Genomic DNA, 13,569 nt, shown 5'->3' with positions numbered 1-13,569 from the left:
CCGCGTTTGCCAGAGAGATCAATGATTGAATTCATGTCGCCGCTTCCTGATTGATCGTGAGGGTGGCTGTGGATGTCGGCGGACTAAACAGCGAAGATGTCGAAGGGCATCCAGTGTCTGTGTCAGGCGATCCGTCGAGCGGGAAGTTTTCGCTCCATCGCAATCGGCTGTTCTTCGAGAACCGAATGCACAATCGGGAAAAGATCGAGGTCGTGCCGCTGGCAGATCTCGAAAGTATCAACCTGCGCGGAACGTTCGATTTCCCGATCGGACGCATTAGGCATTATTTGCTGCCGGGCGTCGCTGACCTGGATGCGAAGCAACGGCGGTTAGCTTGAACGGCAATAATCTCCATCGGCTCGACACGACTAGAGTTCCGCCCGTCGAGCGCAGGGCAGGCGTCACTCCGGCATGCGAAAACTTCGGCGGAGTGAGCAAAACGGGAAGGGGGCAAAACGGAAAGGGGGCAAACGGCAGACAGGAAGCGCCTGATTTGGTGAGGTATTTTAGCGGGACCGTCTCGCAATCCCGCATCAAGCCAAGATCAACCTGCCGTCGCAAAATGCATTGAAATGAAGGGTGGGCCTGGCAGCGCGCCCGCCGCAAAATTCCGGTCAACTCCCGTTCAGGTCAAAGCGACACGATCTGTCGCAATAGTTCCAGCGCTTTCATTTCGTCAAGACGACCGGTTCGTGCCTTACCTGCGAGCGTCTTGATCAGCGCCTCTGCGATCGGTTCAATACCGATCAGATCGCCAAGACTGGTCACGGGAGCAGAACGGCGCGGCTCCGCGATGACCTCTGTGATGGAAGCCGGCGCGGGCTGCTGGTGGGAGGCGGACGGTGGGAAATCGCTGTCGACAGTTTGCCGGATTGCCAGATCGGAGGCATGCGGAAGTCCCGGATCCTGTTGCTCCACGACTGCCTTCGTAACGACGCTGCCGCTGGGGTGATCCGCCTCGGACGGTTGGGCGTGTCGGTCGCTCGCGGCTTTTGCCTGTCTTGTCGCGGATTTTCTTGCCACCACCGCTTCCGGCCTTTTCGCGGCAGGAAGCTCCTGCTGATCAGGTGCAGATCGACCCGACAGCGGATCAAGCAGAGCCGAGACAGACTCAGGAATGTCTGAGACTGAACGCGGAACGTCCAGCCAGGCAGTCGGCAACCCAAGGCGTTCGGTGAAACGGTTGGCTTCAGCGTCGTCCATGCGCTTCTGTCCATACAGACGATTGTCCAGGTTGGAGGCGCTGATATTCACTACTGCGCTCAGTCGCACCTTCGATCCTTTACGTGAGGTGAGTACGTGCAGGTTGGCGCGACGAATGTTTTGCAGAGCTGCCACGTCGGTCAACGGCAAGGATTGCTGGGCCCCGGACTTCATGGACGCTTTGGCCTTCGCTGATGCCGGTTTCGACGAGGGAGCCGTGGCAGTTCTTGCCGCTGCAGGGTTGCGCTTCGCGACGGCCTGTGGCGAGTCGCCATCGGTTCTCTTTGGCATTTCTGATTTCCTGGGCAAACGGTCAGTGGGGGTAGGGTGGTGATTCGCCAGTACTGCAGGAGCCGGTTCCACTGGCTGCCCGTCCGCCGATTCTGGCTCAGCATTCGCGCGAATAAAGTTGAGCGGCGCCCTCAAGCGACTGATCGTTTCGGATGTGAGCGCAGGATTGGGTTGATCGAAAAACCCGTCGGGTAGACCGAGCGTCGTTTCGATGTGGAAAGCCGTCTCGGGTGTGAATCTCTCTCCGTTGATCAACTCGGCCACGCGCGTCAGGTTGGATTCGAGTCCCAGTGCGATGTTCTCCGCGCCCACCGCGTCGACAAGCCATTTAAACGAACGCGTTTTGAAAATGGACGCCGTCTGGGCTGGGTCTCGCGCGGGCGGCGTTTTTACGTATGGCTTGTTCTGTCGGTGGGATGTCGTATTTGAGGGTTGGCGCGATTGACGCGGACCCTTGCCTCGCGATCCAGGATGTCGCCCATTTGGCTGACTCATAAAGTGGGGCTCTCCGCCGGTGAAATCACTGTCAATGCGGGGATTATAAGGGAGGGGAGACTGTCCTCGGAGTTGTCATCCATCATCCAATGAGCCGTTCTGACGACCCGGATGCTGACTGCCTTGTGCCCGGCGACCTTCATGGCCGATCAGGAACGTGCGGCCGTTGCAGGTCGCTTTGCCGACATTCGCGACCAGGTGTCGGCGAGTGTCAGCTTTCGTTATTGACGAATAAGCCTTCTCGACCCTCAAGTGCTGTTCGTCATCGCGACCGGCAACGGCCGCTTGCAAAAGTCCAACGGCCATTCGCTCGCGCGAGATCGCCTTTCGCTTGTCGGCCGTGGCAAACGTTCGTGGCGAGCGCGCGTTAGACGCCTGCGCTGGTCAACCGTGATGCCCGGTCACGACGATGCGCTATTTCGCCTTGCTGCTTCGATTGCGGGCGAGGGAGCCGATAGCACAGGCCTCCGGTTGCCCTGCCAGACCCGCCTGGCGATCGCAGGGCTGAGCAGCGACGACGGCGGCATCATCAGGTTGACAACCTTCAGAAACGCCGTCGCCAGCGTGCTGTCGCGCGTCGCGGCAAGGTGAAGCTTGCCAATGTACCAGTTGATGAAACGTAGCATCGGCGGGCGCGCGCCCTTGACCTGTGGATGGCGGAGGTCGTTGCCAACGGCGATGTCCCACGGAATATCGACGATCTTCGCGGCCGCCCGGAAGAATCGACGCGCAAGATCGTTCGAGCCCGCGCGCAGGCACCGCTGCAGCGTCAGCGCTTCCTCTGCCGCGACCGTCATACCCTGCCCGTAGACCGGATTGAAGCTGCAGATGGCGTCACCAAAAACCAGGTAGTTCCCGGGGAAGCGTGCAAGCTTCTCGTACCGCCGACGCAGGCTGGAGGCGTAGCGGTAGTGCTTGTAATCGGTTAGCGGTTCCGCTCTCGCGGCAACGTCGTGAATCTCCATGGTCGGCAGCGTCGCCAGATACGCGAGAAAGCCCTGGTCGTTGTCCGGTGCGTCGTCGCCAAGAAAACCTCCGGCACTGACGATCCAGCTGTCGTTGTCCTGCGCGAGCAGGACACCATTGCGCCAGTTCGGCGCACTACCGGCGACAACAATACCGTGCTTGCCGTCAAGATCAGTCGGCCGACGTCGATAGGTACGGGTCGTGTAGCAGATGCCGATCTCGACCTTCTCATTGGCGGGAGGTTGGTAGCCGAGTGCTTCAAGCCACGCCGCACTGGATGAGCCACGGCCAGTCGCATCAACGACAAGGTCCGCGTTGAGTGTCTCTTCCGGTTTGCCCTCGACACATATGCGCACACCGGTCACGCTCTTGCGAACGGGGTCGGTGGCAAGGCCACGCACAGCGCAACTTTCTATGGCGCGCACGTTCGGCAATCCGAGGAGCCGTCGGCGTAGATGGCCTTCGAGCACGGGACGGCTCGCAAGCAGACCGATCAGGTCGCTCGTGCCGTTAGCAAGCCTGACGTTGCGACCTATCCAGATCACATCGTTGGCGACATCACCGATCAAGCCGCCGCTTTGGGCGACGACCTCGGCGTTGTATCCCGGGAAGAATTCCTCGAGTACCGCGCTGCCGCGCGCAAGGAGCCCATGGGTATGACGACCCTGTGGCACGCCCTTGCGCGGCGTGTCTGCTGCCGGAAACGCATCGCGTTCGAGCAAGGTGACTGTGGTATAGAAATCCGACAGCACGCGGGCGGCCAGGAGCCCACCCATGCTGGCGCCGATCACGATCGCATGCTCGCCCAGGTTCTTCATGGCAATCCTCCAGTTCAATCCGTCGCAATGAGTCCAGTGACCATCGCTTGCAGGGAATGGTAGGATTGCTTCGTCCCCTGAGCGTCCCCCGGACGCCGTCATTGAGGGTCGCCTCGCCATGGCTCTGTTCAGCGTGCGGACGCTTGGATTTCCGGAGATCCGTCGGGACGGCCGGCTGTGTCAGCTGCCCCTGCGCAAGGGCATGGCCCTGCTGGTCTACCTGGCCGAAGCGAACGGCTCAGTCGGGCGTGACGTCTTCGCCACGATGTTGTGGCCGGAAGGCGGCGAAGAGGTTGTACGGGCGCGCCTGAGGCGTCTGTTGCATCGCCTCCAGCTCACGCTTGGCGACGACGTTCTCGCCACCGACCGGTCGACGGTTCGATGGTCATCAGCGATCGACTTGCAGTTGGATTCCCAGCTGTTCGAGCAAGCCTGCGACCGCGGCGAGTTCGAGCGGGCCTGCCGTCATTATCCCGGCGACTTTCTCGAAGGTTTTTCGCCCGGCGACTGCCCGCAGTTCGACGAGTGGGCTTTTTTTCGCCGGGAGGCCTTGCGGGGCCGGGCGATCCAGGCGCTCGAGCGAGTGGTGCACGACAAGAATGCGGCCGGTGACTACGCGACCGCCGCCGCCCATGCCGGCCGTCTTGTTGAGCTCGATCCGCTCAGCGAAGTGTACGGCCGGCACCTCATCCGCAACCTTCTGCTCGCCGGAGACCGAGCCACAGCCCAGCGGCACCTCGAGGCCCTGACGCAGCGCCTTCGCGACGAGCTCAATGTAGCCCCCGAATCCGAGACCCGCGCGCTGCTTGATGCGGGCGCGACGTTACCCATCGAGGACCCGCCGTCGACGCGTTACGTCAGCGGTGGCGGCGTCCATCTCGCGTTCCAGACCTATGGTGCCGGCCGCATTGATGTTCTGGTGCTGCCCGGTTTCGTGTCCCATGTCGAACGGGTCTGGGAGGAGCCCCGGTGCCGGGCGTTCCTGTCCGCGCTCACTGAGATGGGCCGTCTTGTCCTGCTCGATCGTCGCGGCATCGGGCTTTCCGACCGGGTCGGGTTCAATCCGAGCGTCGACGCGACCGCGCAGGACATCGGCACCGTGCTTGACGCCGCTGGCAGCCGCCGGGTCGTTCTGTTCGGCGCGTCCGAGGGCGGACCGGCATGCATCAAATTTGCTGCTGATCACCCCGACCGTGTCGCCGGCCTCGTTCTCTTCGGCTCGTTGGCGAAGGGGAGCGCGGCATCCGACTATCCGCACGCGCTGCAGGCTAGCCAGTACGACGCGTGGCTGCGGCAGCTCGTCGCCGTCTGGGGCGGTCCTGCCGGTATCGAAACATTCGCGCCGAGCCTCTCCTGCGATTCGCAGGCGAGAGCCTGGTGGGCAGGCTTGCTGCGGGCCGCGTCGAGCCCGGGAGCCATCAAGGGCGTGCTCGAGGCGTTGCGCGATATGGATGTGCGGCATCTCCTGGGCCGAATTTCCGTTCCGACTCTGGTGCTCCACCGCCACGGCGACCGCGCCGTTCGCATCGGCGCCGGCCGGCATCTCGCCAGCCACATCGCGCAGGCGCGATTCGTCGAACTCGATGGTGCCGATCACTGGGTCTTCGCGGGCGACCAGCAACCCGTCCTGGACAACATCAAGCAATTTGTCGGCAGTCTCGCGGCGTGACTGCGACCGAGAGATGAGAGATGAGAGATGCAGGCCAATATATCCGCTCGAGGCAAAGTGCGATTCAGATGAAACCTACCTATGCAGCGCCGCTGAATCGCAATATCCGACGATGTAACCGTTCGACTGCCGTGACAAGCGCGCGTTGAATGTCCGTCTTCTCGGAAGCGGCCTTTTGGGATTATTCTTGTTCGTTGAACGGCTCATCTCTCCCGAGGTTGTCAGATCGCCGGACTTGTGCCGACAGGGCCTGCGCTCCTGAGCATGGCTATCGCGACACGAACACGTTACTCCTTGATCGAACAGGTGCCGTGATGGATAAGAAAGATGCCGCTGGTTCGCGCGCTTTCCCCGGAGTCCAGCCGCGCTTCGAGGAAACGCTCGATCCGGACGATTGGACCGGGCTGCGGACACTTTCCCACCAGATCATCGACGATGCGGTTGACTACCTGCGCGATGTCCGCAGCCGGCCGGTGTGGCGAAACATGCCGGCGGATGTCACAGCCTTATTCGAGCAAGCGCTGCCACGGTCGGCGTCGCCGGTGGAAGGGATCTATCGCGAGCTTGCCGAGAACGTGTTGCCCTATCCGCTTGGCAACGTGCATCCGCGCTTTTGGTCCTGGTATATGGGGGCTAGCAACTTCACCGGTGCACTGGGAGATTTCCTGGCGGCAATCCAGGGCTCTAACCTTGGTGGCGGCAATCATGCTGCTGCCCTGATGGATCGGCAAGTGGTCAACTGGTGCAAGGAGATGATCGGTTTTCCAGTTTCGGCCAGCGGCACATTGGTGAGCGGTGGCTCAATGGCCAATATCATTGGTTTGACAGTGGCGCGCAACGCCAAGGCCGGCATCGACGTGCGCGAGCATGGTGTCGCCGCCATGGAGCGGCCCTTGCGTTTCTATGGCTCGGACCAGATCCACAGCTGCCACCGAAAGGCCATGGAGGCGCTAGGCATGGGAAACCGAGCGCTGCGATACATCCCGACAGATGTCGAACTACGGATCGATCTCGCCGCCCTGCGCGTTGCGATCGCAGAGGATCGGGCGGCGGGATTTCAGCCTGCCTGTGTGATAGCGACAGCGGGGACAGTTAACACCGGCGCGATCGACGATCTGATGGCGCTGGCGGATCTGGCCGCCGAAGAGAACCTCTGGTTGCACATTGACGGATGCATCGGCGCGCTGATTGCGATCGCTCCCGAAAATGCAAATCGCGTTGCAGGAATTGAGCGGGCGGATTCCATCGCGCTCGATCCTCACAAGTGGTTGCACGCACCGTTTGAAGTCGGCTGCGCCCTGGTTCGCGACGCCTCTGCCCATCGAGGCGCGTTCGCGGTGACACCGGAATATCTGGAGCCGACGCCGCGCGGAATCGCGTCGGCCCCTTGGCTGTATGAGTACGGACTGCAGACGACGAGAGGTTTCCGTGCGCTGAAGGTCTGGATGGCACTAAAAGAGCATGGAGTCGAGAAGTTTGGCCGCCTGATCGATCAGAACATCGCACAGGGTCGCTACCTCAGCGGCCTGATCAAGGCCGAGCCCCTTCTCGAACTGGTCGCGCCAACGAATATCAACATCGTATGCTTCCGATATCGTCCGGAGGGGGTGGAAGAGGGAGCATTGAAGGCGCTCAACATCGAGATCATGCTGCGGCTACAGGAAGCGGGCATCGCGGCCTTGTCCGACACGACGGTGCACGGAGTGCATTGCCTGCGGGTAGCGATATGCAACCACCGCACCCGCCGCGATGACCTGGATCTGCTGGTCAATGAAATCGTTCGGCTTGGGCACCAGATTGTGAGTGCAAGCCGCACCGCCTGACTTGTTTGTTCGAGTCTCGCTCCGCTTCGGCGTTGAAAGCAGAATCAATATGCGCCTCCGGAACCTCGGCATCGTTCGGCTATGGCCGATCAGGCAACGCTCGTCTTTCGGAGGCCAATGCCCGTTACGAGTAGTTCAGCGTTGACGTGGAAGCGGGTCGATGGGTGGCAAAGGGCGTGGCATTCGCGCTGAGTCGGTGGCTACAAAGGTGAGGGTAGCTTCCGTCACCTTGACGACGTCGGCCGCCATGCCCATGCGTTGAGCGAAGACCTCCACGTTGACGGTGATCGACGTACGTCCCTCGCGCACGATTTCTGCGTAGAAGCTCAACAGGTCGCCGATAAAAACGGGCTGTCTGAACGTGAACGAATTGACGGCGATGGTGACGACACGGCCGTTCGCGCGCCGGCTGGCGGGAATCGATCCGGCGATGTCGACGTGTGACATGATCCAGCCGCCGAAGACATCGCCGTGTACGTTGGCGCTCGACGGTTGGGGCACGACGCGCAGCACGGGCATCGCGTGGGCGGGAAGGCGTTCCGAGGATGAGGAGGCGGGCATGGCGGTCTCGTGTCGTAAGTGAGCGGGAGCTGCACGATAGCGCCCGGCTCCTGGCAAATATCGCGTTCAGCGGACCACGTGCGTCAGCCAGTGTGCGTAGCGTTCCGATTTGCCGGCGACCGCGGCGAAGAACGTGTCCTGCAGCTTTGCGGTGACCGGTCCACGCTCTCCGTTGCCGATCACGCGATCGTCGAGTTCACGAATGGGCGTCAGCTCGGCTGCCGTGCCCGTAAAAAAGGCTTCGTCGGCGCAGTACATTTCGTCGCGCGTAATGCGTTTTTCGACGACCTGAAGGCCCTGATCCCGCGCGATTTCAATGACCGACGCGCGTGTGATGCCGTCGAGGCACGAGGCCAGGTCCGGCGTATACAGCACAGCATTTCGCACGATGAAAACGTTTTCACCCGCGCCCTCGGACACATAGCCTTCCGTGTCGAGCAGCAGCGCCTCGTCGTAACCGTTACGGGTGACTTCGCGATTGGCCAGAATCGAGTTGATGTAGTAGCCGCTCGCCTTGGCGCGAACCAGCGACACATTCACATGGTGACGCGATAGCGACGATGTCTTGACACGAATGCCGCGCACGAGTCCCTCCTCGCCGAGATAGCTGCCCCAAGGCCACGCGGCGATCCCGACGTGAACCGTGTTGCCGCGCGCACCGAGGCCCATCTGTTCGCTGCCGAGCCATACGAGAGGCCGCAGATAGCACGCGGTCAGCTGATTGCGGCGCACCACTTCCAGTTGCGCCTCGCGAATCGTCTCTGCGCTGAAAGGCACAGCCATTTCAAAGATCTTTGCGGAATTGAACAGTCTTTTCGTGTGGTCGTCGAGCCGGAAGATCGCGGGACCCGCGGCGGTCTCGTATGCCCTGACGCCTTCGAATACCGCCATGCCATAGTGGAGCGAATGAGTCAGAAAGTGGAGTTGCGCGTCCCGCCACTGCACCAGTTCGCCATCTAGCCAGATCACGCCGTCACGGTCATGCATAGTCGTTTTCATAACGCTTTTTAGAAAGATTGAGAGGATGAAACGGGCGGCGTGCTGTCCGCATCGGCCCGGTACTCGGCAAGCCAGCGTTCGCGCTTCGGTGCCGCGGCGAGCACGTTGCGCTCCTTGACGTGACCGAAGCCGCGAATCTCGCCCGGCAGATCGGCGAGCTTCAGCGCCGCATCGAATCGGGCGACGTCGAGCGTTGCGCAGAACTCGTCGACCAGCGCGAAGTACTGTTCGATCAGCTCACGTTCATTGCGCCGTTCCTCCGTCTTGCCGAATACGTCGAACGCAGTGCCACGCAGGAACCTGAGTTTTTCGAGCACGCGAAATACCGTGAGCATCCATTGCCCGAATCGTTGCTTTTTCAGGCGGCCGTGTTCGTCGCGTTTGGCGAGCAATGGCGGCGCGAGATGGAACGCGAGCTTGTAATCGCGACCCGGCTCGCCTTCGAACTGCGCGCGCAGCTTGTCCATGTAGGCCGGGTCCGCATACAGACGGGCCACTTCGTACTCGTCCTTATAGGTCATCAGTTTCGCGAGATTGCGCGCGACCACCGGCGTGAGCCGGGGCTTCGACCCAGGCACAACAGCCGCTTCCTTCTCGCGCAGCCGTTCGACGGCTGCAACATAGCGCGCCGCATAACGCGGGTTCTGATAGACACTCAGCCGCTCGACGTTGCGCTCGATCAGCCGGTCCAGCGATTCGGGCATCTGCACGACGATGGCCTGCTGCTTGCCGGCGAGCGGCGTAAAAGCCTCCACGGCGGCTTCACCGTGCTGCGCGACGTAGCGGCCCCATTCGAACGCCAGACGATTCTTTTCGACGGCCACGCCATTCAGTTCGATCGCGCGATCGAGACTTGCGTAGCTGAGCGGCAGCCAGCCGCGTTGCCAGGCAAAGCCGAGCAACAGAGGATTCGCATAGAGTGTGTCACCTAACAGTGCGAGCGCGAGACGATTGGCGTCGATGAAGTCGCAGTCGTCGCCGATGCTCGCGCGCAGATCCTGTCGTGTCTGATCGGCCGGAAAACTCCAGTGCGGATCCCGCACGAACTGTGCGGTCGGCGTGGCACCGCTGTTGATCGCCGCTTTCGTCACGCCGCGTTGCGTGCGTGCCAGCACTTCAGCGGAAGCGGAAACAATCGCATCGCAGCCGAGAATCAGGCGCGCTTCACCGGCCGCGATCCGCGTGGCGTGCAATTGGTCGGGTGCCGCGGCGATCTGCACATGGCTGAGCACAGCGCCGCCTTTCTGCGCGAGCCCAGCCATATCGAGCACGGTGACACCCTTGTGTTCGAGGTGAGCCGCCATGCCAAGCAAGCCGCCGATCGTCACGACGCCGGTTCCACCGACACCGGTCACCAGCACGCCATACGGCTTGGATAACGAAGCAATCGCGGGCCGCGGCAGTGCCGCGAAATCGGGCAACGCGGCTGCGGATGCGTGCTTAGCGGGCTTTTTCACCTGTGCGCCTTCAGCCGTAACGAAACTCGGACAGAAGCCGTTCACGCACGAAAAGTCTTTATTGCACGACGATTGATTGATCTTGCGCTTGGTGCCGAGCGACGTTTGCAGCGGCTCGACCGACAGGCAGTTCGATTGCACCGAGCAATCGCCACAGCCTTCGCACACTGCGTCATTGATGAAGGCGCGCTTCGCTGGATCGGGATACGTACCGCGTTTGCGGCGCCGGCGTTTTTCGGTCGCACAGGTCTGGTCGTAGATCAGAATCGATGTACCGGCCACTTCGCGCAACTCGCGCTGCAACCGGTCGAGTTCGTCGCGGTGATAGACCGTCACTCCTTCGGGAAGACGAATGTTCGCGTCGTATTTCTCCGGCTCGTCGGTCACGATCAGCACGTGCTTCGCGCCCTCGGCAACGACCTGAAACGCGATCTGCGGGACTGTGAGCACACCGTCTACCGGTTGGCCGCCGGTCATCGCGACCGCGTCGTTGTAGAGCACCTTGTAGGTGACGTTCGCGCCTGCCGCAATGGAGGCGCGAATCGCTAGCAGACCCGAATGGAAATAGGTGCCGTCGCCCAGATTGACGAACACGTGGCGCTCATCCGTGAAATGCATCTGGCCGGTCCACGCGACACCTTCGCCGCCCATCTGGCTGAAGGTCTCCGTCTTGCGGTCCATCCACATCGACATGTAGTGACAGCCAATGCCGGCCAGTGCGCGCGAGCCATCCGGCACGCGTGTCGACGTGTTGTGCGGGCAGCCCGAACAGAACCACGGCTGCCGCTCCGGCACGGAACGCGGCGTGGCAGCCTCACGCTCCTTGGCTTCGATCACGGCCACGCGCGCATCGATTCGCACTCGCAGATCGGCAGGCAGATCGGCTTTGGCGAGGCGCCGGGCGATCGCTTTCGCGATCAAGGCGGGCGACAGTTCGTAGTGCGCGGGCAGTAAAGTCTGTCCGCGCGGCACGGACCATTCGCCGCCTTCGTCCTCACGCTGATCGAACTTGCCGAACACCTTTGGGCGCACGTCGTCGCGCCAGTTATAGAGTTCCTCTTTGAGCGCATATTCGAGAATCTGGCGTTTTTCTTCGACCACCAGAATCTCGTCGAGCCCGGTTGCGAAGTCGCGCGCGTTCTGCGCATCGAGCGGCCATACGCAACCCACCTTCAGCACGCGAATGCCGATGCGCGCGCAGGTTTCGTCGTCGAGCGAGAGGTCGGCGAGCGCCTGCCGCACGTCGAGATACGCCTTGCCCGCGGTCATGATGCCAAGGCGCGGAGTGGGGCTGTCGATCACCACGCGGTTGAGCTTGTTCGCGCGAATGTAGGCGAGCGCCGCGTACCACTTGTAGTTGAGCAGACGCGCCTCCTGTGCCAGCGGCGGGTCGGGCCAGCAGATATTCAGGCCGCCTTCGGGCATGTCGAAGTCGTCGGGCAGGACGATCTGCAAACGGTCCGGGTCGATGTCGATCGACGCGCTTGACTCGACCACGTCCGTCACGCATTTCATCGCAACCCACAGACCTGCGTAGCGGCTCATAGCCCAGCCGTGCAGACCATAGTCGAGATACTCCTGCACGCTTGCCGGATAGAGCACCGGAATGCCGCTTGCCACGAACATGTGCTCGGATTGATGCGCGACCGACGACGACTTCGCCGCATGGTCGTCGCCCGCCAGCACCAGCACGCCGCCGTTCGGATCGGTGCCGGCCGAATTCGCGTGCTTGAAGACGTCGCCGGTGCGATCTACACCCGGCCCCTTGCCGTACCACATGCCGAAGACACCGTCGACCTTCGCGCCCGGCCAGAGGTTGAGCTGCTGCGTGCCCCACACGGCAGTCGCCGCAAGGTCCTCATTAACCCCCGGTTGAAACACGACGTCGTGTTCCTTCAGATGCTTCTTCGCTTTCCATAGGCCCTGATCGAGCGCGCCGAGCGGCGAGCCGCGATAGCCGGACACATAGCCCGCCGTGTTGAGGCCGGCGCGGCGGTCGCGCGCCTTCTGCAGCATAGGCAGCCGCACCAGCGCCTGAGTGCCGCTCATATAAACGCGGCCCTTTTCGAGCGTGTATTTGTCGTCGAGCGATAGGTCGGCAAGCGCGTCACGTAGCGGGGACGTTAGCGGGGCGTTCATGGTGAGGTCTCCGGCGGCTTTATTGGAAGCGGAGTATAGGAAGCGGAATTTCCAACGTAAAATCACGAATACCGAATCCTGCTATTCGAAAAACACATGTCAAAAGACGTTACCCTGCGGCAGATGCGTTACTTCGTGGCGGCCGCCCAGAGCGGGCAGTTTTCGATGGCGGCGACGGCCGAGCATGTGTCGCAATCGGCGATCACCAATGCCGTGCTGGCATTGGAGGAAACCCTGGGTACGCGGCTATTCGAACGCCTGCCCCAAGGCGTCACATTGACGCCGGACGGGCACGATTTTCTGAACCACGCGAGACACATACTCGATTCGGTGCGCGACGCGGTCTACAAGGCGCCGTTCCGCTCGCACGATCTGAAAGGGACCGTGCGCATTGCGGCATCGTATACGGTGCTGGGCTATTTCCTGCCCGAGTTGATGGCGCGTTTTCGCGCGACGTATCCCGACATCGTGATCGATCTGCACGACCTGGACCGCGAATCGATCGAGCAGGCCGTGCTCTCCGGCGACGTCGATCTCGGCATCGTTCTGCTCTCCAACGTCGAAAATATCAGGCGTTTCGGGCACCATGTACTGATTCGCTCGCGCCGGCAGTTGTGGACCGCGCCCACCCATCCTCTTGCGCAACTCAATGCGCCTTCGCTCGCGGATATCGCGAGCTATCCATATATTTTGATTACGGTAGACGAAGGCGAGCAGTCCACGCTGCGTTACTGGAAGCAGAACGATGTCGAACCGAATATCGCCTTTCGCACCAGTTCAATGGAAGCGCTGCGAGGTCTGGTCGCGCATGGTTTCGGCGTCACGATTCTGTCCGACATGGTGTTTCGACCGTGGTCGCTGGAAGGCAAGCGGATCGACGCGCGGCCCATTTTCAACGCGATTCCGCAGATGGATGCGGGCATGTTGTGGCGCAAAGGCGCAACGCTGGATACGCCGGCCGTTGCGTTCCAGCAGTTCCTGATTCATGCATGCTGGAGTTGAAAGGAAGGTGTGAGCGGCTCGGTGAGAATGACATGCACCGCCCGAATTGACGCTGGCAATCCAGACGTATCTGTTTTTCGCATGGCCTGACGACTGTTTTCCTTGTGCACGGACGACTGCCGGCCCGCGCCGTAAGGCCGCGCTGA

The 13,569-nt window shown here is 61.7% G+C and carries 9 protein-coding genes; 4 read left to right on the top strand and 5 right to left on the bottom strand.

What is annotated here, in order from left to right; genetic code table 11:
- Window positions 1–62: 62 nt before the first annotated feature.
- A complete protein-coding gene (locus P0D73_RS34850) occupies window positions 63–338 on the top strand; it encodes a hypothetical protein (protein WP_408315508.1) in 276 nt (91 codons plus the stop codon).
- A gap of 292 nt (window positions 339–630) precedes the next feature.
- On the opposite strand, the gene P0D73_RS34845 is transcribed toward P0D73_RS34850, so the two are convergent.
- Together P0D73_RS34845 and P0D73_RS34840 are read right to left on the bottom strand one after the other, a co-directional pair.
- Complete coding sequence (locus tag P0D73_RS34845; RefSeq protein ID WP_408434913.1) at window positions 631–1,989, bottom strand: hypothetical protein; 1,359 nt, start codon at window positions 1,987–1,989, stop codon at window positions 631–633.
- A gap of 401 nt (window positions 1,990–2,390) precedes the next feature.
- Complete coding sequence (locus P0D73_RS34840; RefSeq protein ID WP_408320244.1) at window positions 2,391–3,773, bottom strand: FAD-dependent oxidoreductase; 1,383 nt, start codon at window positions 3,771–3,773, stop codon at window positions 2,391–2,393.
- Window positions 3,774–3,891: 118 nt separating this feature from the next.
- Between P0D73_RS34840 and P0D73_RS34835 the strand changes: the two genes are divergently transcribed.
- Both P0D73_RS34835 and P0D73_RS34830 read left to right on the top strand, forming a co-directional pair.
- Window positions 3,892–5,442, top strand: a complete 1,551-nt coding sequence (locus P0D73_RS34835) for a bifunctional AfsR/SARP family transcriptional regulator/alpha/beta hydrolase (RefSeq protein WP_408320246.1) — start codon at window positions 3,892–3,894, stop codon at window positions 5,440–5,442.
- Between the two features lie 314 nt (window positions 5,443–5,756).
- On the top strand, window positions 5,757–7,265 hold the full coding sequence (locus P0D73_RS34830) for a pyridoxal phosphate-dependent decarboxylase family protein (protein ID WP_408434911.1): 1,509 nt from the start codon (window positions 5,757–5,759) through the stop codon (window positions 7,263–7,265).
- 135 nt (window positions 7,266–7,400) lie between these two features.
- Here P0D73_RS34830 and P0D73_RS34825 read toward each other — a convergent pair whose 3' ends face one another.
- The 3 genes from P0D73_RS34825 to P0D73_RS34815 form a co-directional block, all read right to left on the bottom strand.
- On the bottom strand, window positions 7,401–7,826 hold the full coding sequence (locus P0D73_RS34825) for an acyl-CoA thioesterase (protein ID WP_408290576.1): 426 nt from the start codon (window positions 7,824–7,826) through the stop codon (window positions 7,401–7,403).
- A 66-nt stretch (window positions 7,827–7,892) separates the two neighbouring features.
- Window positions 7,893–8,825, bottom strand: a complete 933-nt coding sequence (locus tag P0D73_RS34820; RefSeq protein WP_408320250.1) for a branched-chain amino acid transaminase — start codon at window positions 8,823–8,825, stop codon at window positions 7,893–7,895.
- Window positions 8,826–8,833: 8 nt separating this feature from the next.
- A complete protein-coding gene (locus P0D73_RS34815; protein WP_408320252.1) occupies window positions 8,834–12,421 on the bottom strand; it encodes an indolepyruvate ferredoxin oxidoreductase family protein in 3,588 nt (1,195 codons plus the stop codon).
- Window positions 12,422–12,517: 96 nt separating this feature from the next.
- Here P0D73_RS34815 and P0D73_RS34810 point away from each other — a divergent pair, with 96 nt between their 5' ends.
- Entirely contained in the window at window positions 12,518–13,423 is a 906-nt protein-coding gene (locus P0D73_RS34810; RefSeq protein WP_408320254.1) for a LysR family transcriptional regulator, read from the top strand.
- Window positions 13,424–13,569: the final 146 nt, after the last annotated feature.

Origin of the sequence: Paraburkholderia sp. RL18-101-BIB-B, assembly GCF_046026985.1 — a bacterium.
In the GTDB taxonomy this organism is placed as follows: Bacteria; Pseudomonadota; Gammaproteobacteria; order Burkholderiales; family Burkholderiaceae; genus Paraburkholderia.
The sequence above is the reverse complement of the archived record's forward strand: the minus strand, read 5'-3'. Positions and strand labels throughout refer to the sequence as shown.

Coding starts and splice junctions, on each gene's coding strand:
- P0D73_RS34845 (WP_408434913.1), bottom strand. CDS start 1,989: ATGAGTCAGCCAAATGGGCGACATCCTGGATCGCGAGGCAAGGGTCCG.
- P0D73_RS34840 (WP_408320244.1), bottom strand. CDS start 3,773: ATGAAGAACCTGGGCGAGCATGCGATCGTGATCGGCGCCAGCATGGGT.
- P0D73_RS34835 (WP_408320246.1), top strand. CDS start 3,892: ATGGCTCTGTTCAGCGTGCGGACGCTTGGATTTCCGGAGATCCGTCGG.
- P0D73_RS34830 (WP_408434911.1), top strand. CDS start 5,757: ATGGATAAGAAAGATGCCGCTGGTTCGCGCGCTTTCCCCGGAGTCCAG.
- P0D73_RS34825 (WP_408290576.1), bottom strand. CDS start 7,826: ATGCCCGCCTCCTCATCCTCGGAACGCCTTCCCGCCCACGCGATGCCC.
- P0D73_RS34820 (WP_408320250.1), bottom strand. CDS start 8,825: ATGAAAACGACTATGCATGACCGTGACGGCGTGATCTGGCTAGATGGC.
- P0D73_RS34815 (WP_408320252.1), bottom strand. CDS start 12,421: ATGAACGCCCCGCTAACGTCCCCGCTACGTGACGCGCTTGCCGACCTA.
- P0D73_RS34810 (WP_408320254.1), top strand. CDS start 12,518: ATGTCAAAAGACGTTACCCTGCGGCAGATGCGTTACTTCGTGGCGGCC.